The sequence below is a fragment of the Mesorhizobium sp. B2-8-3 genome (genome assembly GCF_006440815.1).
Classification (GTDB): domain Bacteria; phylum Pseudomonadota; class Alphaproteobacteria; order Rhizobiales; family Rhizobiaceae; genus Mesorhizobium.
Map to the genome: position 1 here is coordinate 15903 of NZ_VFTW01000012.1, position 25111 is coordinate 41013.

Annotated in this window: 18 protein-coding genes; 10 read left to right on the forward strand and 8 right to left on the reverse strand. The window is 63.3% G+C overall.

Features of this window, described 5'->3' with window-relative positions:
- On the reverse strand, positions 1-1803 hold the full coding sequence (locus tag FJ418_RS18505) for a chloride channel protein (RefSeq protein WP_140867963.1): 1803 nt from the start codon (positions 1801-1803) through the stop codon (positions 1-3).
- A 171-nt stretch (positions 1804-1974) separates the two neighbouring features.
- Here FJ418_RS18505 and FJ418_RS18510 point away from each other — a divergent pair, with 171 nt between their 5' ends.
- Positions 1975-2403 (forward strand): helix-turn-helix domain-containing protein, encoded by a 429-nt coding sequence (locus FJ418_RS18510; protein ID WP_140867966.1) that lies wholly within the window; start codon positions 1975-1977, stop codon positions 2401-2403.
- A gap of 37 nt (positions 2404-2440) precedes the next feature.
- Here the strand turns inward: FJ418_RS18510 and FJ418_RS18515 are convergent, their stop codons facing one another.
- Positions 2441-6385, reverse strand: coding sequence for an AsmA family protein (locus FJ418_RS18515; protein WP_140867969.1), 3945 nt, complete (start codon positions 6383-6385; stop codon positions 2441-2443).
- A gap of 195 nt (positions 6386-6580) precedes the next feature.
- Here FJ418_RS18515 and FJ418_RS18520 point away from each other — a divergent pair, with 195 nt between their 5' ends.
- Positions 6581-7549: a Dyp-type peroxidase gene (locus FJ418_RS18520; RefSeq protein ID WP_140867973.1), complete on the forward strand. Its 969-nt coding sequence runs from the start codon at positions 6581-6583 to the stop codon at positions 7547-7549.
- 15 nt (positions 7550-7564) lie between these two features.
- Here FJ418_RS18520 and FJ418_RS18525 read toward each other — a convergent pair whose 3' ends face one another.
- Positions 7565-8980, reverse strand: coding sequence for an FAD-linked oxidase C-terminal domain-containing protein (locus FJ418_RS18525; protein WP_140867976.1), 1416 nt, complete (start codon positions 8978-8980; stop codon positions 7565-7567).
- A 300-nt stretch (positions 8981-9280) separates the two neighbouring features.
- Between FJ418_RS18525 and FJ418_RS18530 the strand changes: the two genes are divergently transcribed.
- The 3 genes from FJ418_RS18530 to FJ418_RS18540 all read left to right on the forward strand — a co-directional run bounded on the left by FJ418_RS18530 (position 9281) and on the right by FJ418_RS18540 (position 10745).
- Positions 9281-9895: a hypothetical protein gene (locus FJ418_RS18530; RefSeq protein ID WP_140867979.1), complete on the forward strand. Its 615-nt coding sequence runs from the start codon at positions 9281-9283 to the stop codon at positions 9893-9895.
- 21 nt (positions 9896-9916) lie between these two features.
- Complete coding sequence (locus FJ418_RS18535) at positions 9917-10402, forward strand: thioesterase family protein (RefSeq protein ID WP_140867982.1); 486 nt, start codon at positions 9917-9919, stop codon at positions 10400-10402.
- A gap of 145 nt (positions 10403-10547) precedes the next feature.
- Positions 10548-10745, forward strand: coding sequence for a hypothetical protein (locus FJ418_RS18540; RefSeq protein WP_027168755.1), 198 nt, complete (start codon positions 10548-10550; stop codon positions 10743-10745).
- 46 nt (positions 10746-10791) lie between these two features.
- On the opposite strand, the gene FJ418_RS18545 is transcribed toward FJ418_RS18540, so the two are convergent.
- The gene (locus FJ418_RS18545; protein WP_140655065.1) at positions 10792-11268 is read right to left on the reverse strand and encodes an Lrp/AsnC family transcriptional regulator; all 477 of its coding nucleotides are present in this window, start codon (positions 11266-11268) and stop codon (positions 10792-10794) included.
- 181 nt (positions 11269-11449) lie between these two features.
- Between FJ418_RS18545 and FJ418_RS18550 the strand changes: the two genes are divergently transcribed.
- The gene (locus tag FJ418_RS18550) at positions 11450-12289 is read left to right on the forward strand and encodes a DMT family transporter (protein WP_246683109.1); all 840 of its coding nucleotides are present in this window, start codon (positions 11450-11452) and stop codon (positions 12287-12289) included.
- Between the two features lie 277 nt (positions 12290-12566).
- Here FJ418_RS18550 and FJ418_RS18555 read toward each other — a convergent pair whose 3' ends face one another.
- Entirely contained in the window at positions 12567-13469 is a 903-nt protein-coding gene (locus FJ418_RS18555) for a dienelactone hydrolase family protein (RefSeq protein ID WP_140867988.1), read from the reverse strand.
- 231 nt (positions 13470-13700) lie between these two features.
- Between FJ418_RS18555 and FJ418_RS18560 the strand changes: the two genes are divergently transcribed.
- Positions 13701-14138: a hypothetical protein gene (locus FJ418_RS18560; RefSeq protein WP_140867991.1), complete on the forward strand. Its 438-nt coding sequence runs from the start codon at positions 13701-13703 to the stop codon at positions 14136-14138.
- Between the two features lie 368 nt (positions 14139-14506).
- On the opposite strand, the gene FJ418_RS18570 is transcribed toward FJ418_RS18560, so the two are convergent.
- Positions 14507-14707 (reverse strand): hypothetical protein, encoded by a 201-nt coding sequence (locus tag FJ418_RS18570; protein ID WP_140867994.1) that lies wholly within the window; start codon positions 14705-14707, stop codon positions 14507-14509.
- Between the two features lie 612 nt (positions 14708-15319).
- A complete protein-coding gene (locus FJ418_RS18575) occupies positions 15320-17635 on the reverse strand; it encodes a glucose/quinate/shikimate family membrane-bound PQQ-dependent dehydrogenase (RefSeq protein ID WP_140867997.1) in 2316 nt (771 codons plus the stop codon).
- 234 nt (positions 17636-17869) lie between these two features.
- On the opposite strand from FJ418_RS18575, the gene FJ418_RS18580 reads away from it, so the two are divergent.
- From FJ418_RS18580 to FJ418_RS18590, 3 genes are all read left to right on the forward strand, one after another.
- Positions 17870-19510, forward strand: a complete 1641-nt coding sequence (locus FJ418_RS18580; RefSeq protein ID WP_140868180.1) for a helix-turn-helix transcriptional regulator — start codon at positions 17870-17872, stop codon at positions 19508-19510.
- Positions 19511-19738: 228 nt separating this feature from the next.
- A complete protein-coding gene (locus tag FJ418_RS18585) occupies positions 19739-21019 on the forward strand; it encodes an FAD-dependent oxidoreductase (RefSeq protein ID WP_246683110.1) in 1281 nt (426 codons plus the stop codon).
- Positions 21020-21074: 55 nt separating this feature from the next.
- Positions 21075-23714: a UvrD-helicase domain-containing protein gene (locus FJ418_RS18590; RefSeq protein WP_140868000.1), complete on the forward strand. Its 2640-nt coding sequence runs from the start codon at positions 21075-21077 to the stop codon at positions 23712-23714.
- Between the two features lie 8 nt (positions 23715-23722).
- Here FJ418_RS18590 and FJ418_RS18595 read toward each other — a convergent pair whose 3' ends face one another.
- On the reverse strand, positions 23723-24928 hold the full coding sequence (locus FJ418_RS18595) for a hypothetical protein (RefSeq protein WP_140868003.1): 1206 nt from the start codon (positions 24926-24928) through the stop codon (positions 23723-23725).
- Positions 24929-25111 lie beyond the last annotated feature (183 nt).

Here is a 25111-nt window from a genome sequence, read left to right on the forward strand (position 1 = left end):
CTAAGCCGGATCGCCCACGCTTTGCCCTGCCTTGCGCTTGGCGCCGAAGCTGAGCAGGGCCGACCGGTCGCGCTCCTCCGCCTGCTTTTTCGACCTTACCCGCATCATGTCTTTCCAGCCGATATAGCCGACAAGCCGTTCATCGTCGCGTGAGACGACCGGCAGATGCGAGACGTTGGCGAGCAGAAGCTTGTCGGAAAGCGCCTCCAGATATTCGTCCGGATAAGCCAGCGTGATCTTGCTGCCGGCGAGCAATTCGCCGAGCGTCGTGCTGCGATGCTTGCCGGCGCGCCGCCAGCGCAGGATCGCGGGCGGATCGATGACGCCGAGCACATGCCCCTCCCCGTTGACCACCGGGAAGCTCGGGTGCCGCGTGTCCGGCGCGGTCAGGAACGTTGCCGCGCCGTGCAGCGTCATCGTCGCCGGCACGCTCTCGACCTTCGTCGTCATCACTTCCTTGACCCTTGTCAAAGCGAAAGGGTCGACGCGGTATTCGCGCACGAGGTGATGCCCGCGTCGCGCCACCTTTTCGGTCAGGATCGAGCGCTTCATCAACAGCACGGTGACCGCGTGGGCGGTGGCGCAGGCCGCGATCAGCGGCACCAGGACATGCGTGTTGCCGGTGAGCTCGGTGGCGAAGAAAGTCGCGGTCAGCGGCGCGCGCATCGTGCCGCCCATGGTCGCGGCCATCGCCAGCAGCGGCCAGAAGCCGGGGCTTGCCTCGGGCAGGATGCCCGAGAGCACCGCACCCATCGCTCCGCCCATGATGAGCAGCGGCGCCAGCACGCCGCCCGAGGTCCCGGACCCCAGAGCCACCGACCAGATGATGGCCTTCACCACCAGAAGCAGCAGCGCGGCGGTGGCGACGGTGCGGCCGTCGAGCATATTGGCGATGTTGTCGTAGCCGACGCCAAGCGCGTGCGGCTCGATCAGGCCGCCGATGCCGACCACCAGGCCGCCGATCATCGGCCACCACATCCAGTGTATCGGCAGCTTCAGGAAGGCGTCCTCGCAGGCATAGACCAGTTGCGTCAGCAGGCCCGAAAGCAGCCCGGCGGCAATGCCCACCAGCACCCAGCCGCCCAATCCTGCAATCGAGACCTCCATGCTGCCCGAGAACGGAAAGATCGGACCCGGCAGGTGCAGCAAGGTGCGCTCGACTTCCGCGACGATTGCCGCGACGGCGACAGGGATGAAGCTGCGCGGCGTCCACTCGAACAGGAGCAATTCGACGGCGAGCATGATGGCGGCGATCGGCGTGCCGAAAACCGTCGTCATGCCGGCCGCCGCACCCGCCACCAGCAGCGTCTTGCGCTCATTGTCGCTGACCGGCAGCATCTGCGCGATCAGCGAGCCGATGGCGCCGCCGGTCATGATGATCGGGCCTTCGGCGCCGAACGGTCCGCCCGAGCCGATCGAGATCGCCGAAGACAGCGGCTTCAGCACCGCGACCTTGGCGTCGAGCCGCGAGCGTCCGAGCAGGATCGCCTCGATGGCCTCGGGAATGCCGTGGCCGCGGATCTTCTCGCTGCCGAAGCGCGCCATCAGGCCGATGATCAGCGCGCCGATCACCGGGACGATCACGGCGGCATAGCCCAGCGGCGAGTCCTCGAGCTTGAGTTCGGCCAGCGAGAACTGGCCGAAATAGGCGATGTTGGTGGCAAGACGGATGAGCTGCAGAAGTACGATGCCGGCGAAGAGCCCAGCGGTCGCCACCACGACGGCGATGGCCGCGATCAGCAGAACACGCGGATCGGTCGTGAAGTCGCGGAGATTGCCGTTGCCGGCGTGAGCAGGTTTCATTCTGGGGGCCTGAACTTTCTGGCGGCGCGAAGGCCGTCCGGTTTCAGGCGGCCTAATATCGTAATACGATATAAATCTGCAAGGCTGTTTTCAATCGCTGCACCGCGTCATTTTGGACAGGGATCGGGACGGCCAGTTGAGCTTTTGCGGGAAAAGACCATAAGTCGGGAAATGACGCCGCCGAAACCACGCCCCGCCATCAGCCAGGCCGACTACCAGCGGCTGTCGCAGTTTCGTTATCTGATCCGCCGCTTTCTCGAATTCAGCCAGGTCCAGGCCAATGAGGCGGGCCTCACGCCGCGCCAGCACCAGGCGCTGCTGGCGATCAAGGGATTTCCCGGCGGCGGATCGGTGACGGTGGGCGAGCTTGCCGAGCGGCTGCGCATCCGCCATCACAGCGCGGTGGAACTGGTGAACCGCCTTGCCGAGGCAGGCCTGGTGATACGCGATCAGGACAAGAGCGATCACCGCCGCGTCCTGCTGCAGCTCACCTCTTTGGCCGACGATCGCCTGGCCGACTTGTCGGCCGCGCATCTCGACGAGCTTTCGCGCATCGAGCCGATGCTGCGGCGCCTGCTCTCGCGCCAGGAACAGTCCTAGGCGCGGTGGCTAATTCGCTACGTGTGTGACGCGAAGCTCAACCGCCGTCGAGCGACTTCAGCAGATTGTCGATCGTGAACGGGTTGGCCTTCGGCTTCGCCGGCGCTGAAGTCGAACCATCATTGACGCCGGGCAGCGTCCCCTCGGCCTTTGGCGTTTGCGCGGCCGCCTTGCGTGCTGCTTCCAGCTTCGCCTGCTCGGCCTTCTTGCGGTCGGCCTGTGCCTTAGCCGCCTCGTCCGCGGCCCGCTGCTCGGCCTCGGCCTTCGCCTGTGCATCGGCCTTGGCCTTGGCGTCCGCTTCGGCCTGCGCCTTGGCGTCGGCTTCCGCCTTCACCCTGGCCTCTTCGTCGGCCTTGGCTTTTGCTTCAGCTTCAGCCTTTGCCTGCGCTTCAGCCTGTGCCTGCGCTTCCGCTTCGGCTTTCGCCCTGGCTTCCGCCTCGGCCTTCTGCCGCGCCTCTTCCTCTTGCCGGCGCAACTCTTCGGCCGCGTTGTCGCGCTCCGTCTGCAGCGAGGCGTAATAGCGCACTTCGCGCCGCAGCCGCTGCTTCTCCAAGAGCGCCGCCTGCATCGCCTCGACCCGCTGCTGTTCCTTCTCCAGCGCGCGCTGCGTCAGGAACTGCGCCAGCGGGCCGCTGTCGAACTGGGGCGCGGTCGCCCCAAGCGGACCGGCCAGGCTGAAATTGACGGCCGGTTCGGAACCGACCAGCGCCTCGTCGCCAGCGTGGTAGGTCAGCGCCCCTTTTGCCGTGACGGTGCTCGTGTTGAGATCGGCCGTCACGTCGGCGGACAAGGTCGCGCCGGGATTGTCGAGGCTGATTGGCGGCACCCGCAACGTGCCGTTGGCGACGGTGAAGGCCACATCGGTATCGCCGGCGGCGAAGCTGCCCTCCCCGGCGATCTGGGGCGCGAACTCCGCGGTTTTGGCCGTGTCGATGTCGCGTCCGATCGCGTCGGCCTTGGCGATCATGGCGGCAAAGCCTGCCGGATTGATGCCGTCCACTTTCAATCCCTTCAGCGCCGCCGTGCCGGATCCGGACAGGGCCGCAATCATGGCGTCAACGGATTTGCCGCTGGTCGACAGCGCCGTCGAAATATCGCCGCTGCCGCCGATACCGGCGCCGGGCAGAACCGCGGAAAGATCGCTGCCGGCCAGCCTCATCTGGCCGGAGAACAGGCCGGTGCCCTCCGTGTTCTTCAGGTCGAACAGGCCGGTCAGGTCGCCGCCGTAGAGCTTCGCCTTGAGGTCGGAGACGTGGATGCCTTCGCGGTCGAGCTTCAGCGAGAATGAAGCGTCATGCGCCGTGGCGAAGGGCCCGACGGCGAGCGCCGAGGTGTTGAGATCGAGATCTGCGTTGAACGGCAGCGTCGACTTCTGGCTGAACGGCGTCGTCGGCCAGCCGCCCTTGGCGGCGGCGAAAGACTGGTCCCCGAACAGCGAGACCGCCAGCGGATCAAGGTCGAGCTCGTCGAGCACCAGCGCCCCGGCAAGATGCGGCAGCCCATCCTTGGCGTCGTCGATGTTGACGTCGCCGGAAACCGCCGCCTTGTTGATCGAACCGGTAAGACCGCTCAGCACCAGGAGCCCATTGCCGAAATCGGCATCGGCCGCCAGCGACGTTGCCGTCCCGGTTCCCATGCCGGGCAGGCCTACACCCGTCGTCATCAGCCACGGCTCGATATCGGCGGCATCGAGACTGACCTTGCCCTTGGCGGTCGGGCCTTGCGCCGTCGAGGCGACTGTTCCGTCGAAGCCTGCCCTGAAATCATCGGCCGTCAGGTTGAAGCTGGTCGCGAGACCGCCGGCAACCGAGCCCTTCGCCGAGACGTCGGTGTTGGCGTGGCCGAGCATGCCGAGCGGCAGCGCAGGCAGGCCGTAAAGCGCAAGCAGCGTGGTGGCATTGTCGTTGCGGGCGTTGAAGGTGATCGACACCGGCGCCTCGGAGAGCTTGTCCGCGGTCCCCTTGCCGGAAAGCGACGCCGAGAAGGCCGAGCCGCCGGCCTTGCCCTGGGCCGAGAGCGCCAAGCCCGTGGTGCCGTCGCCATTGTCGGCGGCACTGGTCAAGAGATCGATGCGCGCGTCCTGGAACAGTTCGGGATAGGCCGCCGCGCGGCTGGCCAGGCCTTTGAGCACGCCATTGTCGGGATAGTGCTGTGCGGCGACATCGATCAGCGGCTTGAGGTCCACCGCCACCACGGAAGCGTTGAGCTTGCCGGTCGGGCTCTGCGGGAAATCCTTGACCCGGCCCGTGGCGCTGATCGAGGCGCCAGCCAGGCCGCCGATCGAAAGCCGATCGATCTCGAGCAGGCCCTCGCGCAGCCGCAGCGCCGTGTCGACGGTGTCGGCGCTGAGCCCGGCAGCGCTGACTGGACCCGCCTTGATCTGGAAATCGAGATCGCGATCCGAAAACCGGTTGGCGCCCTTGTCGCTGACGAAGATCGAGGCGAAGGCGGCGAGCCCGTCCAGGTCCATCTCGCCGCCCGTCAGCCGCATCAGCACCGACGGCCTGGCGCCATCCTGCTGGCTGGAATCGATGCTGCCCGCAAACTTCGCCTTGCCGAGGATGAGCTCGAGATCGCTGAAGGACTGCCGGTTCTCGCTGAGATCGACCTTGGCCTTGAAGCCTGCCGCGGGCAGCCGGCGGATCGCCTCGTCGACGTCCTTCGACAGCCAGGCGGCAAAGCCGGACGGCTGTCCGACGGCGAGCAGCAACGAGCCGGTGAAGCCGAAGTGGTCTTCCACGCTCAACATGCCGTCGGCTTCGAGCGTCGTGCGGCCCGGCAGCGTCGCGGCGAGCGACTTGACCGACCAGCCCCCTTCGACCGGCTCGGCCGACAGCCGCACGTCGCGCACCGTCGTGTCGCCCGCCACCACCGCCGGCAGCCTGACCTCGACCGTGCCCGGTATGGTCGGCTTCGGCATGTGCTGCAGCGTCCGCTCGAATGCCGCGATGCGCTGGTCGAGCGTGAAGCCGGCGCCAGCGGCCCCGCCGACGGCCTCGTCGAACTGCACCTGCGCGCCGCTGGCCTCGACCGAGAAATGCGGCTTCAGGCCGAGATCGACCGATGCCTTGCCGTCGGCGGTGTAGGGATTGTCGAGCGGCCCGGTTTCGAAGCGGAACTCGTCGAAATTGAGCTTCTGGTGGTCGAGCGCGAACTTGCCGTTCAGCCGGAAGCCTGGGTCGGGCTTGCCGGTGCTGATCTTGACCGGCTGGCCCTCGTTGCCGCGCAGTTCGGCCGAATTCCTGTCGTCACCCGAAATCTTGAACTGGCCGGAATAGACCGCGGCGCCCTTGACGATGCCGGCATTGCCGTCGGTTTCGATGATCAGCGGATAGGCATCGGGATCCGCTTTCACCCTGAGCCGCATCTGGCCGTCCGGCTCCGCCTTGCCGGTCGAAGCCGAGACGTCGGCGCGCAGGCCGTCGAAGCGCAGCGTTCCGTCCATGCGCCATGGGCCGGTGAGCGCCTTGGCCGAAATGGTCGAGTTGATCTCCGAGATCAGATGGCTGCGCCCGCCGGCGGCGTGGCGCAATTCGATCTGCCCTTCGGTTACCGACAGCTTCTCGATCGCGATCTGGCCTGGGTCGAAGGGCGTCGAGGGCCGGAGCGTCCAGTCGACGGTGCCGTCGCCGGCTACGTTGATGGTGGCTTTCGGATGCACCAGCCGCATGTCGAAGATCAGCACCTCGCCGCGCAGGAATGGCGCAAGCTCGGCATCCATGGAAAAGGTCTCGACCGTCATCGCCGGCTGGCCTTCCGGCCCTCCCGCCACCTCCACATTGGAGAAGGTCACCGACGGAAACGGCAACAGCCGCGCCGTCGCGTCGCCCTTCACCGTCACCTTGCGGCCGAGGATGGCGCTCGCCTCGCGCTCGAAATCGCCTCGGTAACCCGTCCAGTCGATGAAATACGGCACCACCAGCGCCGCGCACAGCACCAGCACGAACAGGCCACCGAAGATCACGAACAGGCGGGCGAGCATCTGTTTCCCGGGTTGAAAGTCAGCCGCACTCTACCCGCATCCGCGTGTCGATAAAGAGGCAATTCAGCGCGCGCCAGCCGCCAACGTCTCCAGTTGCGTGACCGCTCGCGGTCGCGATATCTCTTTTGCAAATTCCTGCCCTTCCGGCCGCGCCCTTGGCCACCATGAATCTGAACCCAACACGGAGTGTTCCCGATGTCAGGCAAGAACTGGGATAGAGTGCCGATCGACGCGCAGAGCGTCGACGCGCCGCTGTCGCAAGCCGCGATTTTCCTGGTCGTCACGGTCGGCGGCGACAAGGCGGCGCTTTCGGCCGTCGCTTCAGTGCTGGGCGAGCTCGACGACCTCGTCAAGAATGTCGGCTTCCGCGACCTGTCGGGCCGGCTGTCCTGCATCGCCGGCATCGGCGCCGGGCTCTGGAACCGCCTGTCGCCCAACCCGCGGCCGCGCGAGCTGAAACCCTTCGCGCCGATCGAGGGTTCGGCCCATTCGGCGCCCTCGACCCCCGGCGATCTGCTCTTCCACATCCGCGCCGAGCGGCCCGACATGTGCTTCGAGTTCGAGCGCGTCCTGCTGAACAGTCTTGGTGCCAGCGTGACCGTCGCCGACGAGGTGTCCGGCTTTCGCTATTTCGACGCGCGCGATCTTCTGGGCTTCGTCGACGGCACCGCCAATCCGACCGGCCTCGACCTGCCCGCCTCCGCTTTGGTCGGCGACGAGGACGGCGACTTTGCCGGCGGCAGCTATGTCGTCGTGCAGAAGTACCTGCACGACATAGCCGCCTGGGGCAAAACGCCGACGCATGTCCAGGAAGAAATCATCGGCCGCACCAAGATCGACAACATCGAGATCGATGACGACGACAAGCCACGCAAGTCGCACAAGTCGTTGGCTACCATCGAGGACGACGCCGGCAACGAATACGACATCCTGCGCGACAACATGCCGTTCGGCCGCCCGGGACAAAACGAGTTCGGCACCTATTTCATCGGCTACACGCGCTATCTGTGGGTGATCGAGAAGATGCTGCAGCGCATGTATATCGGCGAACCGCCCGGCGCTTACGACCGGCTGCTCGACTTCTCGACGCCGCATACCGGCACGACTTTCTTCGCGCCGACGCGGCCCATGCTGCAGAAGCTGGTCGAGGGCGCGGGGGAATAGCCTCAGGTCGGCAGGTTACCCAGCCGCCGGCAATATCTTTCCGGGATTCATGATGTTGAGCGGATCGAGCGCCTGCTTGATCGTGTGCATGACCTCGACGCCATGGCCGAGTTCGTGCCGCAGGAAGCCGACCTTGCCCTGGCCGATGCCGTGCTCGCCGGTGCAGGTGCCTTCCATGGCGATCGCGCGCATGTTGAGCCGGGCGACGAATTTCTCGGCGAGCGCGATCTCTTCAGGATTGTCGACATCCATCAGCACCAGCACATGGAAATTGCCGTCGCCGGCATGGCCGACGATCGGCGCGACAAGCCCCATCTCGGCAATGTCGGCCTCGGTTTCCGTGACGCATTCGGCAAGCCGCGAGATCGGCACGCAGACGTCGGTCGACAGCCCCTTGGCGCCGGGGCGCAGCGTCAGCGACGACCAGTAGGCGTCGTGCCGCGCCTTCCAGAGTTTTGTCCGCTCCTCCGCGACGCTGGTCCACAGGAACGGCCCCCCTCCATTCTCCTCGGCGATCATGCCAAACATCTCGGCCTGCTCGGCCACGCCGGCGTCGCTGCCATGGAACTCGACGAACAGGCACGGGCTCTCCGGATAGTCGAGCTTGGAATAATTCTTCATCGCCCGCATCTGCAGCGCGTTGACCAGTTCGATGCGCGCCACCGGGATGCCCATCTGGATCGTGGCTATCACCGTGTTGCAGGCCGCCTCCAGGCTTGGAAACGGGCAGACGCCGCCTGAGATCGCCTGCGGAATGCCCTGCAGTCTCAGCGTCAGCGAGGTGATGACGCCGAGCGTGCCTTCCGAACCGACCAAAAGCCGCGTCAGGTCGTAGCCGGCCGAGCTCTTCTTCGCCCGCTTGCCGGTCGTCACCGTCTCGCCGTCGGCCATGACGGCGGTCAGCGACAGCACGTTTTCGCGCATGGTGCCGTAGCGCACCGCATTGGTGCCGGAAGCCCTCGTTGCCGCCATGCCGCCCAGCGACGCGTTGGCGCCGGGATCGATCGGGAAGAACAGGCCGGTGTCGCGCAGGTGCCTGTTGAGGTCCTCGCGCGTCACCCCGGGCTCGACGGTGCAGTCGAGATCCTGCGGATTGACGGCCAGGATCCGGTTCATGCGCGAGGTGTCGATGGAAATGCCGCCGCCCGGCGCGTTGGTGTGGCCCTCGAGCGAGGAGCCGACGCCGAAGGCGATGACCGGCACGCGGTGGGCGGCGCAGGCGCGTACGATCTCCTGCACGTCCGCGGCTGTCTCGACGAAAGCGACGCCGTCGGGCGCCTGGGTCGGGATATAGGTGGTGGTGTGCGCGTGCTGGCCGCGAATCGCCTCGCCGGTCTGGAAGCGCTCGCCGAAGCGCTGCTTGAGGATGCCGAGCACCGCGGCGATGCCTTCCTCGTTGCGTTCGACGGGGTTGAGGTCGCTCAAAGCCATGAATTCCTCCGCGAATGGACCAGCCTTACATGCCCAAGCGGCTCTATGCTACTTGCTGTATCAATTTCATTGACTATCGACGGAACCAGGGGCTCTGGGCGCAAACCATGCCGGGCGGGGTCTGATATGAAGCACGCTGGATGGATAGGCGGCCTTGCGTTCCTTGTCACTCTGTTGCCGGCTTGGGCTGTGAAGTCCGCATCTCAGCAAAGCCGGATCGTTTGGGCAGGATTCGTGGTTCTGATGGTATTCGTAGGCGCGATAGGGGCGGCAGCTCGAGCGCGAGACCCGCGAACGCGCATGGTCCTGGGACCTTATGTGCAACGAAATTTCTGGTATCTAGCCGCCTTCGTGGGAACAAGCTTTTTGATTGCAGGAGCTTTCTCCACCTCGATCACTTATGCACAGCCAGGGGTTGGCTTCGTTGGCGAACTGGGACTGGTGCTATCGCAAAAAGCAGCGAGCCTCATTCCAGTTGTCGCCAAATATGCGACTAACATGGACCCGCCACTTTCCCCTGAAGTGTTGTTCAAAACCCAGTCGATTGTTGCCTCATTCATGCTTGCGGGATTTTTGAATCTCGCCGCCTATGCAGTCTATCTGGTGAGAATGCCAAAGGCCGAACGTACAGAAATCTATACATCGAGACAACTCAAACGGCATTCGGTGCTGTTTGTATGCTTCTCTACGGTTTTTGCGGTTTACGTGGCACTCGCTGCCTACTGGGGCTTTGATGAGTTCGAGGCGGCCCCAAAGGCGAAATGGTGGTGCGCGATGCAGGCAAGTTGTTATGCGAGAGGCGATGATTTGACGATTTTCGCAGCTGCCTTGCTGAAGGTTCTTGCATTGCTCGTGTTCCCGCTTGGGGCCGCAGTGCTCATAGATGCGTCAAGACTTCTGCCGCGAGAATCATAGCCCAGAGATTAAGGAAACCAGATGACGATCCCCGCGCCCATCATTTCCCGCCCATTGGCGATCGAGAAGGACTGGATCGACTATAACGGCCATCTCAACATGGCCTATTACAACGTCCTGTTCGATCGCGGCACCGACGAAGCGTTCGCAATGATGGGAGTGGACTCGAGCTATACCAAGGAGCGCCGCCTCAGCGTCTACACCGCGGAAGTCCATGTCTGCTACGTACGCGAGCTGCATCTCCACGACACGGTCAAGGTATCGTTCCAGCTCATCGACCATGACGACAAGCGGTTGAGAACCTATCAGGAAATCCGCCATGTCGACGGCTGGCTTGCCGCCACATCGGAAACGCTGTCGCTGCATGTCGACATGGAAGGACCGAAGGTCGCCCCCTTCCCCGCCGACGTGATGGCCAAGTTGGAGGCCGTGCGCGCCGCTCATGCGGCGCTGCCGATGCCCGAGCGCGCCGGCCGCTCGATCGGCATCAAGCGCAAGGGCGCTTGAAAACCCGCGCGCCCGCGTTAACCTTACCAAGGTTTTAACGTGAACAAGTCGGTTGAGTCCGTTGAACGACTCACCGGTGCGTTCGAAAACCGCCCTACCGGGTTTACGCGCGGGCGGCTGGCGGAATGCGGTGCGAGGACAGTGCATGAAAACCGACATCAAGGTCGAAGTGGAACGGTTGGCGGCCGATCCACGCATCACCGACTATGATTTCTGGCGATCGCTGAAGAACGTCAACAACGAGATCTTCCACATCGCCAACAACAACGAACCTATCCCGTTCGACATGATCCGCTGGCGCGCGATTCTGAAGCAGGCGCGCATGAAACGCGGCCACGCTTGATCCATCATCGCTGCCTCATCATCCCCGCCCAGTCATCTCTGCCCAGTCATAGCTGCTTGAATCCGCCCAGCGGCGAGCGCGGCTCGACCGGCGACGACTGGATGATGGCGGTGTTGGTCATCGCATAGGGGATGATCCGGTCGATCACCCGCTCGAGCTCGCTCACAGAGCCGACATGGGCAAGCGCGATGAAGCAGTCCTCGCCGGTGACCCGGTCGCATTGCGCGATTTCCGGCAGCTCGCGGATGATGTCCGCTACCACCGAAAGCTGTCCCGGCACGGGCCTTATTCTCAGCCATGCCGACAGCTTCATGCCGAGAGCGGCCGGATTGATCCTGACCGTATAGGCCTCGATCACGCCGTTCTCCTGCAGCTTGCGGATGCGCTCCGCCACGCTCGGCGCCGACAGCCCGACCGCGCGCGCCAGTTCCGCCGTGCTGATGCGCGCGTCCTTTTCCAGCAGACGCAGGACCTTCAGATCGATCGCGTCGATGTCGACATTTTCACTTCGAAGGTTTTTCAAACCGAATCTCTTCCATCAGAAGCCAAACTAGGCACCCAGCCATTCATTGCGCATATATTCCGTGAATTTTGCCTGCGATAATGCTCCTATGAAAGCTCAAACGCAAATTCCGGCTGCAAAGCAGGCCAGCGGTGATATCGATGCCCGCCCCGCCCTCGCCGGCCCCACCACACTTGCTGGAATGGCCAACGCGTTGCCGCCGCATGTCTGGTTCTGCGTCAGCGCCGTGTTCCATTATCTGGGCCCGGCCTTCGCGGTGCTGCTTTTCGCTCAGGTCGGCGTCCTCGGCATGGCTTGGCTGCGCATCGCCACCGCCGCTGTCATCTTCGCCCCGCTGACAAGGCCCTGGCGCGTCTTCGCCCGCGCGGATCGCGCTCAGCGGCGGCTGCTGCTGGCCTTCGGCATCTGCCTGGCGGTGATGAACTGCTCGTTCTATCTGGCGCTCGACCGCCTGCCGATCTCGCTGGTGGCGGCGATCGAATTCGTCGGCACGATCGCGGTTGCGCTGGTCGGCCTTCGCAGCCGGCGCAACTTTGCCGCGCTCGCCGTTGCCGTTATCGGCACCTTGCTGCTCATCGACGTGAAATGGTCCAGCGATCCGGTCGGCTTGTTCTGGGCCTTCTTGAATGGTGCCCTCTTCGTCGGCTACATCGTGATCGGTCACCGCGTCGCCCAGGCAGGCATCGGCATCGCCGGCCTCGGCACCGCCATGGCAGTCGCTTTCCTCATCGTGTTGCCCATCGGCTTTCGCGAGGCGCTGCCTGCCTTCTCGTCGCCGCAACTCCTCGTCGCGGCGATCGGCGTCGGCGTCTGCTCCTCGGTCATCCCCTACATCTGCGACCAGTTCGCCATGGCGCGGTTGCCGCGCGCGAGCTTCGCATTGATGCTCTCGCTCCTGCCGCTCACGGCAACGCTGATCGGCGTCGTCGTGCTGCGCCAGGTGCCCAGCGTCACCGACTGCATCGGCATTGCGCTGGTCATCGCCGGCGTCGCCTTCCACAAGCCGGCGGCAAACGCCTAGTGGCACTGCGCAGGGATTTTGACCGGTCGGCTCTGTTTGCGTTGTCGGCAGGCGACATGCCTCGGAGATTGGCCGAAACGCCCATCACGATCGTCATTCTAGGGCGGAGCAGGAGCGAAGCGACGCGGCGCAGACCATAGAATGACGAGGTTGGGCGGCTTCAACCAATCCCTGGCGCCGTTTCCGTGAGACAGTGAAACGCCCTGGTTCCCCGACACAGGGATTTTGAAAGGTTGCCGTTTGTCACTCTTCCTGGAAATTGCTCTGGACCGCTCGGCTAGGCCAGCTTCTCCTTCAGGAAAGCGATCGTCCTCCCCCAGGCGAGATCGGCGGCCTTCTTGTCGTAGCGCGCGGCCGAGGTGTCGTTGTTGAAGGCGTGATTGGCGCCGTCATAGACATAGACGGTGTATTCGACATGCGCGGCGTCGAGCGCCTTCTTGTAGGCGTCGATGCCGGCATTGGTCCTGGTGTCCAGCCCGGCATAATGCAGAAGCAAGGGCGCCTTGATCTTCGCGGCGTCCTCGGCCTTGGGCTGCATGCCGTAATAGGCGACGCCTGCGCTGAGGTCCGGCGCATGGACGGCAAGTTGGTTGACCGCGCCGCCGCCCCAGCAGAAGCCGACCGCCCCGACCTTGCCGTTGCCGTCCTTGAGGCCCTTGAGGTAGGCGATCGTCGCCACGCCGTCGGCCGCGACCTGGGCAGCGTCGAGCTTGGTGAACATGTCGCGCGCCTTGTCCTCGTCGGACGGCGTACCGCCGAGCGGCGACAGAAAGTCCGGCGCCAGCGCGACGAACCCTTCCAGCGCCACGCGCCGGGCGACGTCGCGGATATGCGCGTTGAGACCCCTGTTCTCGTGGATGACGATGACGGTGCCGAGCTTGCCCGACTGATCCGCCGGCTTGACCAGATAGGCTTTCATCTCGCCGCTTGAGCCGGGATAGGTGACGTCCTCGCCCTGAACGCGGCTGTCGTCCTCGGCGACGATCGCGGCCTGGGCGGAATTGGCCGCCAGCATCGGCGCGATCGCGGCCGCCGCGGCGCCCGAGCCCGCCAGCTTGGTCAACTGCTCCATGAAGCGGCGGCGGTCGAGCGTCAGATGCGTGTATTCGTCATAGGCATCGATCATCGCCTGACTGATGACAGGCTGAGTGATGACGGGCTTGGCAACGGGTTCGGTCATGGCTGTCCTCGACGATTGGCGGGTGATCCGCAAGATAGGGTCGAGAATTGCACGGTCCAGTCACGCCCGGGTGATGATCCCTTGGGGAATCTTAGTAGAGCCGCTGCGCCGGCAAGCAGCTTGATTCATCACATTTTGGTCATTTCCGAAAGTCTTGATGGTGCTGTCACATTAGGACACGAAGTTGGCCGAGCCGCCTTGCCGATGCGAATGACGAAAAAGGGGAATGCCATGAACGTCCAGGACATCATCAACACCGTTTCCTCGAAGGCCGGCCTCGACGAGCCGACCACCGAAAAGGTTGTCGGCACCATCTTTTCCGTGCTCGAGCACGAAGCGGAAGGCACCAGCGTTTCGTCCTTCTTCGACCAGATCCCCGGCGCCGGTGCGCTGGCGCAGAAATACGACGTGATGGCCGCCGGCGCGACGGCCAATTCGGGCGGCGGACTTCTGTCGTCGCTGCAGGGCGCGCTTGGCGGCGTGCTCGGCGAAAAAGCCGGTGCGCTGATCAACGGCGTCGCCGCGCTCAAGGCGTCCGGCCTCGACATGGCGCAGATCCAGAAGGCCGGCGAGACCTTGATCAAGCAGGCCGAAGCCGCCGCCGGCCCGGACCTGACCAACCAGGTGCTGGACCAGGTGCCGAGCCTGAGGGGCCATCTCGGGCTTTGAAGCGTTCCGAACAGGTCTTGAGCGGCTCGGCCATTCGACGGCGGGGCCGATCCGCTTTCTGACGACCGAAGGCGTCCCACTGGCGAAGCCGCCTAGTCCGCCTTATGGGGAACAAGATAGTTCGTAGTTTTTGTGCCTCGGGTGATTGTTAGGGCGGAATATCCAGGCGGCAGCGAATCGGTGAACGTGGCGTCAACCTCCCTGCACTGGCCAATAATTTCGCCGACAGGGGACTTGGCCAAACGATCCGCCAAGGCCGCTCTGCATTTATCGACGGAGTAGATTTGACGCGCGATTTCGAGCGGCCGACAAGCCCACTCCGGACTGCACGAAAGCAAAACCATTATCGCTGACGCCTCCGGTCCCATTTAGCATTTTCCTGAGCGCTCATCCGACGTGACAAAGGACAGTGCGATCAGGTCATCGACGTCGATGCCGCCGCGACCATTGTCCAAAATGTGGGCGACCTTCTGAAATGCGACCATATCATCCACGCTGACGTTGGCCGTCTGCATCCTCTCATGCAGACCCGCCACCTTGGTTTCCAGGGATCTGGAAGTTTCGATCATGGTTTGCCTCCGTTAGTAGGTGTGCCAGACGTCAATTTGGTCTTGCAGTCATCGCAGCTGAAGATGCTTACCGCCTTGAACCATGAACCAGTTTTGATGGTCGGCGAGTGGCGGCTAGGGCGCTCGTAACGGATCTCACGTCTCGCAACTCATTGGAAATCGACACCGTCCACCTCTGGCTCCCTCAACGGATGCCCGCCATCCTGCTGGGGTGACGGGCATCCATAAACTGGCGATGAAGGGACTCATGGCCGCCAGTCGGGGACACAATGAGATAGCGGGCTATATGTTTCGTCCTTGGGACCAATGCTTGTGATGTGCGACTTCAGTCGGAACCGATAGCGGACTGGGGACTTGCGCCAGGAACGAACCAACCGACCCTCCGTTGACCGACTGCCGGAAGCTCCCGCGACGGCGGTTGAGCACGAGCAGAGGCTCCAGCGCTGGCGGGTTACGCGCTGGAGCCGTCTTAAAAGGTTGGAGCGAGAAAATGGAAGACTATCGGAACAGTGTCCTGGAGGCTCGTTGGCTTCTCGCCGTACCCGTGTCGCTTCTCCTGACCGTCCTGCTGGCGGGCTTCTTGCTTTCGTAGCACACCGGCCTCACCCGCACCTATTTCGGCAGCGTATAGGCCATCACGTAATCGCCCGGTTTGGTGCCGACCGAGCCGTGACCGCCGGCGACGATGACGACGAACTGGCGGCCATCGGCCACCGTATAGGTCATCGGCGTCGACTGGCCGCCGGCCGGCAGCCTCGCCTGCCAGAGCTGCCTGCCGGTGGTGAGATCATAGGCGCGCAGATAATCGTCGACCGCGGCGCCCAGGAAAGCGACGCCGCCCGCCGTGATCATCGGTCCGCCTATGCCTGGAACGCCGACCTTGAAGGGCAAGGGCAGCGGCGTCATGTCGTAGACGGTGCCGTTGCGGTGCTTGTAGGCGATGTTTCCAGTCTTGAGGTCGACGCCGGCGACATAGCCCCAGGGCGGCGCCTGGCAGGGAATGCTGAGCGGCGACAGGAACGGTCCCATCACCACCGCGTAAGGCGCGCCGTCGTTGCGGTTCAGCCCCTGCTCGCTGCCCTTGGTGTTGTCGCCCGGCGCCGGCACGTCCGCGCGCGGAATGAGCTTCGAGGTGAAGGCGAGGTAGGTCGGCATGCCGAACATCACCTGCCGCACCGGATCGACCGCGACGCCGCCCCAGTTGAAGACGCCGAAATTGCCGGGATAGATCAGCGAGCCCTGCAGCGAGGGCGGCGTGTAGCGTCCCTCATAGCGCAGCTTCTTCAACTCGATCCGGCACGCCAGCTGGTCGAACATGGTGATGCCCCACATGTCGGCGCCGGTCAGCGGCTTCGGATTGAATGAAAGGTCCGACGCCGGCTGCGTCGGCGAGGCATGATCGCCCTCGATCGCGCCGCCGGGCGCGGGCACTTCCTTCACTGGAATGATCGGCTCGCCCGTGCGCCGGTCGAGCACGTAGAGATCGCCCTGCTTGGTCGGCCCGACCAGCGCCGGCACCACGCCGTTCGCCGTGGTGATGTCGACCAGCGACGGCTGCGCCGGCACGTCCATGTCCCACAGATCGTGATGCACGGTCTGCCGCACCCAGCGCAATTGTCCGGTGTTGAGGTCGAGCGCGGTGATCGAGGACGAGAATTTCTCGACATTGGCGCTGCGGCCCATGCCGAGCTGGTCCGGCGTCTGGTTGCCGAGCGGCACGTAGAGCAGCCCGAGCTTCTCGTCGGCGCTCGCGGTCGACCACATGTTGGGCGAGTTGTGCGTGTAGGTTTGCCCGGCGGGCAGCGGCGTCGTCACATCCGGATTGCCGGAATCCCAGTTCCACAGCAGCGCGCCGGTATCGACGTCGAAGGCGCGGATGACGCCGGACGGCTCCTCGGTCGAATAATTGTCGTTGACCGCGCCGCCGACGATGATCTTTCCGGCGACGATCAGCGGCGCCGACGTCGAATAGTAATAGCCCGACTTCGGATAGGGCATGCTGGCCATCAGGTTCAACGTGCCCTCCTCGGCGAAGGACGGACACACCTGCCCGTTCGCCGCGTCGAGCGCGATCAGCCTCGCGTCGGAAGTCGGCAGATAGATGCGCGCGGCGCAAGGCTGGCCGGCGGCGATCTTGGCGTCGGCATAATAGGACACGCCGCGGCATGTCTGGTGCTGGCGGTCGGGGTCGAGCTTGATCTTCGGGTCGTAGCGCCACTTCTCCTTGCCGCTCGCGGCATCGATGGCGATGGCGAAATTATGCGGCGTGCAGATGAACAGCGCGTCGCCGATCTTCAGCGGCGTCACCTGATAGGTCGTCTCGCCGATATCGTCGGGGCCTTTCACGTCGCCGGTGCGATAGGTCCAGGCCGGCTGCAATTTCGCGACATTGTCAGGCGTGATCTGGTCGAGCGGCGAATAGCGCTGGCCGAAGGGCGTGCGGCCGTAGAAGCGCCACTCGCCGGCCGGCATGTCGCCGCCGAGATTGGCCGCCGCCGCCACCTTCTCGGTGCCCAGCGTGCCGCCGATGTCGTAAGGATCGGCGGTCATCGAATAGCCGGCGACCGCGAGCGAGGCGAGCACGGCCAGGATCAGCGGCGCGCGTCCGTCCGGCCCCCGCAGGCCTCGCCTTGCCCATGGCGTCAGCAACCACAGGGCGATGAGCACGATGACGCCGCCGCGCGGACCGAGCTGCCACCAGTCGAAGCCGATTTCCCAGACCGCCCAGCACAAGGTGGCGAGCACGAACAGGGCGTAGAGCCAAAGCGAGGTCGACCTGCGCCTGAACAGCAGCCAGGCGGTGATCAGGAAGACCAGGCCGGCGATCAGGTAATACCAACTGCCGCCCAGCGCGATGAGCCAGATGCCGCCGCCGCCAAGAATGAGACCGATGAGGAAGAGGACAAGGGAGGTGATGGTGGTGGCCACGAAAGACTCCCGCAGTTATGCGCAGCAGAAAGATCCCCGCTACAAACCTGGAACCAGTATGCTTCCGATTCTCTTCTGCAGCGGCAGTTTCGGTTGGCCCGTGCGCCGTGTCAATTCATGGCGCCGGTCCTCCCACTGCGCAATCGGCGTTTCGATCCCGCTGGCCGGTGCGTGAGCGCGTGCGCATGCCGGACGGTCTTCCGGAAATCCGTCGGCCGGTGCTATGTCTTGTCGATGGACAGCGTTGCCACAATGCTCCGACGCGCCCGCGACGCCTATGAGAAGCGGGCTTGGGCGGATGCGCTGGAGTTACTGCGGGCCACGGACGAAGTCACCGCTTTGGGAACAGACGATCTGGAGCGCATGTTCTGGTCGGCTGGAATGCTTGACCGCGATCCCGATATCGTTGCCGCAGCCGAACGCCTGGTCAAAGCGCACAGCGATGCGGGCCGTGACGACAGAGCGGCATATTGGGCCTGCTTCCATGGCTCCCGGCTTCTGGCATTGGGCGAGCAGGGCCGCGCAACCGCATGGCTGCAGCGGGCGCAGCGCCTTGTGGAGAGCTTTGGTCGCGAATGCTCGACACAAGGCTATCTGGCTTTGCTGGCGGCGCAGAAAGATCTCAGGGCAGGCAGTGATGAAACATCCGCTGCGCATGCAAGGCAGGCGCTTGCGATAGGCGAGCGCTGTCGCGATATCGACCTGGTCGCTTTCGCCAGGTGCGTTCTCGGTCGCGCGCTGGTACGGCAAGGGCGCGTCGAGGAAGGCATCGCCTCTCTGGATGAAGCCATGTTGCCCGTCATCGGCGGCGAGCTCTCGCCGGTAGTCACCGGGCTGGTCTATTGCAATCTCATCGCCGAGTGCCGCCAGGTCTATGCGCTCGATCGCTCCCGCGAATGGACGGATGCGCTGTCGGCCTGGTGCGGAGCGCAGCCGCAACTGGTTCAATTCAACGGTGCCTGCATGCTGCACCGGGCAGAGATCATGGAAATGAACGGCAATTGGCCGGAGGCGATCGCGGAGTCGCGCCGTGCGGCATCTTCTCCTGTTGCCAAGGCGGCTCGCGACAACACGATCGCGGGCGCCGCCTATCAAGAAGCCGAAATCCACCGCCTGCGCGGCGAATTCGCCGCCGCCGAGGAGATGTACCGGAATGCCAGCCGGCTAGGACTCGAGCCGCAGCCGGGCATGGCCTTGCTGCGCCTGATGCAACGTCGCACGGAGCAGGCGGCCGCGACCCTGCGCCGTGTGCTCGCCACCACCGAAGCACCGCTCAGCCGTGCCCGCCTGCTTCCGGCGATGATCGAAATTGCAATCGCCGCCGGGGCGATCGAGGAGGCCCGCAACGCCTGCCGTGAGCTGGAAGCGACCGCCAGCCGGTTCGCGACCGAGATACTGGGTGCGATCGCATCTCAGGCAAGAGGCGAAATCGAAATGCACGACGGCAACGCCGCGGCTGCGCTCAGTCACTTCCGCGCGGCGCTCGCGATCTGGCAACGCGCCGGCGCTCCCTATCTGGAGGCGCGGCTGCGCGTGCTGGCCGGCCAGGCCTGCCGTATGCTCGCGGACGAGGATGGCGCGGGACTCGAATTCGACGCCGCGCGTTCGGTTTTTGTGGAACTCGGCGCCGCGCCTGATCTCGATCGCCTTAACGCATTGGCTAGGCCCGTCACGCCATCGGCGCACGGCCTGACGCGGCGCGAGATAGAGGTGCTGACCCATATCACCACCGGCAAAACAAACAGGACGATAGCGGTTGAACTTGGCCTCAGCGAAAAGACCGTCGACCGTCACGTTTCCAACATCTTCGACAAGCTCGCGGTCAACTCGCGCGCCGCAGCGACCGCCTACGCCTTCCAGCACGGCCTGCTCTAACGCATATCGTCCAAATTGCGCAGCGTTTTGGGGCAACGACAAGTATCGAAACAAAGACTTGGAGCGTCGCCCGAATCCGTTCGTCGCGGCGCGCTTTAGGCACTGCCAGCCCCATGGGGAGAAATCCCCATCACCTCTCCTTTGCCGCATGGGGCCTATCCCCGAAGCGCGTCGACGGGCTGGTTCGCTACTCTTCTCCCATGGCTCACCAAGCCGATGGAGACAGAGATGAACGGACGAACGGAAGTGATTTCAATTCAACAGGCAAATCCGCAAGGCACGGGCGCAATCGGCATAGCGGAGACGAAGGCGCGTGCCGGCGCGCTGCTCGAACTCGGGACAGCCTTCATGAAACTTCAGGCTGACACCGCGCAGACGCAGCTGGGCGACGCGAACATCGACAGCGAGCCGCGCCCCGCGCCGCGAGAGGAGCATTTCGACGTCGTCATCGTCGGCGCAGGCCAGAGCGGCCTTTCCGTCGGTTACTATCTGGCCCGCAAGGGGATAAAGTTCGTCATCCTGGAAGCTCGCCAGCGCGTCGGGGATATTTGGCGCGCGCGATGGAATTCGCTGCGCCTTTTCACGCCGGCGCGCTTCGACGGACTGGCGGGCATGCGTTTCCCGGCCCCGGCCCATTCCTTCCCGACCAAGGATGAAATGGCCGATTATCTGGAAGCCTATGCCGAGAAATTCGCCTTGCCGGTACGCACGGGCGCCAAGGTTGACGAGGTTAATCGCCACGGCGGGCGTTATGTCGTCACCGCCGGCGCGAGCCGTTTCACCGCCGATCATGTCGTCATTGCCGCCGCGAGCTACCAGAAGCCGAAGCTTCCGGATTTCGCCGCGCTGCTTGATCCCGCGATACGGCAATTCCACTCATCCGCCTACCAAAACCCGTCGCAGCTCAGGCCGGGCGGGGTACTTCTGATCGGGGCCAGCAATTCAGGTGCGGAGATTGCCATGGACCTGGCCGGCACGCACCGCGTCTGGCTGGCCGGCCGGCATCCAGGCCACATTCCCGTGGCCTACAACGGCACCATCGCTCTCCGTGTGGTGATACCGTTCGTTTTCCGCGTCCTTCTCCACCGTCTGCTTTCCGTGGATACGCCGATCGGGCGCAGGGTAAGACCAGCACATCTCGTCCATGGCCTTCCGCTGATCCGGGTAAAGCCGCAACACATGGACGCGGCCGGGATAAACCGGGTTGCGCGCGTCGCCACCGTCAAGGACGGTAAGCCGGTGCTCGAGACCGGCGAGGCTCTCGAGGTCGAGAACGTAGTCTGGTGCACCGGCTTCCGGCCCGGACTGGATTGGATCAAGCTGCCGATTTTTGATGAAAGCGGCCGGCCGGGGCAATATCGCGGGTCCGTTACCGGCGAACCTGGGCTCTATGTCTGCGGCCTGCCATTCCAGCACTCCCCCTCCTCGACAATGATCCACGGCGCGGAAAGGGACGCCGGCTACGTGGCGGATGCGATAAGCGAGCGGATGCGGATCGCCAAAAACTAGAACAAAACGTAGACAGTTCTGGTCTTTCGCTGCCGAATCACTACATTCGGGGGCGATGTCGGGCTTTTCCGAGGACATGCCTTTTTTCGATGAACCGAATGCGCGGCCGGCAGCGGCTCCATCCGGCATAGCCGCGCGCGCCATGGCGGCGCGCAGCGGCCAGACCGGCGCGCCCGATTATCTGAAGGGCCTCAACCCGGAGCAGCGGCTCGCCGTCGAGACGACCGAAGGCCCGGTTCTGGTGCTGGCCGGCGCGGGCACCGGCAAGACGCGGGTGCTCACCACCCGCATCGCCCATATCCTTGCCACCGGCAGGGCCTTCCCTTCGCAGATCCTGGCCGTCACCTTCACCAACAAGGCCGCGCGCGAGATGAAGCAGCGCATCGGCATCCTGATTGGTGAAGGCAATGTCGAGGGCATGCCCTGGCTCGGCACCTTCCACTCGATCGGCGTGAAGCTGCTTCGCCGCCACGCCGAGCTTGCCGGGCTGAAATCGGATTTCACCATCCTCGACACCGACGACGTGGTGCGGCTGATCAAGCAGTTGATCCAGGCCGAAGGGCTGGACGACAAGCGCTGGCCGGCCAAGACCTTCGCCCAGATGCTCGACAACTGGAAGAACAAGGGCCTCGGACCCGACGAAATCGCCGAAGGCGATGCGCGCAGCTTCGGCAATGGCAAGGGCCGCCAGCTCTACAAGGCCTATCAGGAACGGCTGCAGACGCTGAATTCCTGCGACTTCGGCGACCTGCTCTATCACCCGATCCGCATCTTCCGCGCCTATCCGGACGTGCTGAAGGAGTACCACCGCAGGTTCAAATACATATTGGTCGACGAGTACCAGGACACCAACACCGCGCAATATATGTGGCTGCGCCTGTTGGCGCAAAGACCCCAGTCAGGGCGCGCGCCATCGGCCGAAGGCCGCAAGCCCGACCGGGCGCCGGCCGGTCAGGCCGCCCCCGCGGAGGCCAGCGAGCGGAGCGAGCGCGCGGCCGTGAGCGAAAACAAAGTCAACATCTGCTGCGTCGGCGACGACGATCAGTCGATTTATGGCTGGCGCGGCGCCGAGGTCGACAACATCCTGCGCTTCGACAAGGATTTTCCGGGCGCCACCATCATCCGGCTGGAGCGCAATTACCGGTCCACCGCGCATATTCTGGGCGCGGCCTCGCATCTCATCGCCCATAATGAGGGCCGCTTCGGCAAGACGCTGTTCACCGACCGCGACGATCCCGAGGACGACAAGGTGCACGTCCACGCCGCCTGGGACTCGGAGGAAGAGGCCCGCGCCATCGGCGACACCATCGAGACCTACCAGCGGCAAAAGCACAACCTCAATGACATGGCGATCCTGGTGCGCGCCTCGTTCCAGATGCGCGCCTTCGAAGACCGATTCATCACGCTGGGCTTGAACTACCGCGTCATCGGCGGCCCGCGCTTCTACGAGCGCTTGGAAATCCGCGATGCATTGGCCTTCTTCCGCGTCGTCGCCAACGGCGGCGACGACCTCGCCTTCGAGCGCATAGTCAACGTGCCGAAGCGCGGGCTGGGCGAAGCCACCATCCGCCAGATCCATGACACGGCGCGCGCCATGCGCGTCCCGATGCTGGAGGCCGCCGCGACGCTCGCCGAAAGCGACGAGCTGAAGCCGAAGCCGCGCGCGGCGCTGCGCGAGGTCGCAGCCAATTTCGAGCGCTGGCAGAAGGCGCTGGAAACCACCCCGCACACCGAACTCGCCGAGACCATCCTGGAGGAGAGCGGCTACACCGACATGTGGAAGAACGACCGTTCGGCGGATTCGCCCGGACGGCTGGAAAACCTCAAGGAGCTGATCCGCTCCATGGAGGAGTATGAATCGCTCCGTTCCTTCCTCGAGCATGTCGCGCTGGTGATGGAGGCCGAGCAAGGCGAGTCGCAAGATGCGGTCTCGATCATGACGCTGCATTCGGCCAAGGGCCTCGAATTCGAGACCGTCTTCCTGCCCGGCTGGGAGGAAGGCCTGTTCCCGCATCAGCGCGCGCTGGATGAAGGCGGACGCTCCGGCCTCGAGGAAGAGCGCCGGCTTGCCTATGTCGGCCTGACGCGCGCCAAGAAGAACCTGCACATCTGGTTCGTCTCCAACCGCCAGATTCACGGCCTGTGGCAATCGACGATCGCGTCGCGCTTCGTCGACGAATTGCCCGAAACCCATGTCGATATCGCCGACAGCGGCAACAGCTACGGCGGCTACGGCAATCCCTATGGCGGCGGCGCCTTCGCTTCCGGGCGCGGCGGCGGTCGGCAGAATCCCTACGGCGCCTCGCGCTTCGACAATATCGGCGCCAAGGACCAGGGCAGCTTCTCCAACACCTATGCCACGCCCGGCTGGCAGCGGGCGCAGGCGAACCGCACCGAGGCGACCGACCGCAACTGGGGCACCCGCTCCGGCCACCAGGTGGAACGCATCGGCTATGGCGAGACAGACTCCGGCTACGGCGCCGGCCGCACCTCGGTGAAGGGCCGCACCATCGAGGGCGAGCTGGTCGCCAAATCCGTCGCCGACACGCCATCCGCCTTCAATGTCGGCGACCGCGTCTTCCACCAGAAATTCGGCAACGGCAACATCGCGGCCATAGACGGCAACAAGCTCACCATCGACTTCGACAAGGCCGGCCAGAAACGCGTGCTGGACGGGTTCGTCGCGCCGGCGTGAGAGAGAAACTATGTTATTGAATTAAGATATGAAATATATTCATTGAACCTATTAACCGTATGCTGGGATATCTCAATCATCTCATCCATTGCCTCTGAAACTTGACGCCTCCCTCGATTAAATCTCTGAGTTGCACGCGGGCTATTGTCGGTAGCTTCCTTTCCAACAACCATCTCCCGGATGAAGCCGTTCATAGATTCGATTGCCTGGACCATAGAACTCTTTAACGTCTCAATTGCCTCTTTGTCTTCGTCCTCTTTTCCACGAAATTCGTCTATCATTAATAGAACATTCTCAAATGATTCAGAATGATCTTTCAACTTTGATCGCATTTGTTTTGCGATATCTTGCATTAAAGCCGCCTTGCCAGAAAGCATAGTACCTATATCATCAAATTTCGCTTTTTGACCACTATCTCCGTACTTTTCCAAAGTCGCCTGCATTTCTGCCGTCATACCTTCCAGTAGCTGACCATACGCCCCTATCAAAGCTGCCTGCGCTCCAATTGCCGCGTTAGATCGCTCCAACTCGTCAAAAAAACCCAAACCATCATCCAATTCATCAACCTTGTCATCCGCAGTAACGTCACTCGCAGGCATGTCACTCAGATCATGCTTTGACTGGTCATCGGGAGCACGCCCTGCGCTTCCTGCGCGATTCACGTCGCGAGAATTTCCAATATCACCCTGAACATCTCTACATGCCGACTCAAGAAACCTATTGATGATCCCATCCAGCTCGTCGTCATCGCCGAAATCAGCAACTATGGCCATTTTATAGAGAGACGACTTAAAATCTTTCACTTTTTGTATCTGCTCGCCGTCTATGGACGCCATGTCTGAATCGATCTTAGTCCTAAACACAACCTGAACATGCTTCCCACCGAAGATATCATCCTTCTTCTCAATAGCTTTCCGAATCTCCTCCGCCGTCCCCGATTCTGCCCTGGGGGTAGCATCCCCCAATCGGTCTCCTATCAGGCCGATAAGAAGATCGTAGTCTTCCATAAGTTGAGAGTTTACGGCTAGTTGGGGATCATTGGTAACTTGTCCAATTATGTTTTTTCTCCAAGAAACCGTCCTAAAAATTACTCCACGCTGAAATCCAAATACCCCGTTAAAATCATCTATGATGCTAGTGACTCTATCAACATAACGAGACATGTTCGATGGAGATGAAATAAATACTGAAACGCAAGATATAGGTTTTGGCACAAACCCCTCCAGCCCTCATAGAAATCGATATATAACATATGCCGACTTCTTCTTCGCGAAAAGCCGTCACAGCAATAAATTTGGAGGGAAATCAGCGGTAACGAAATTGCCTTTTGTTTTCTATCACAGAAGGATCAATGTAGCCCTTATTTCGTCCCGTTTCGTCAGGCTCACGGTACTTGG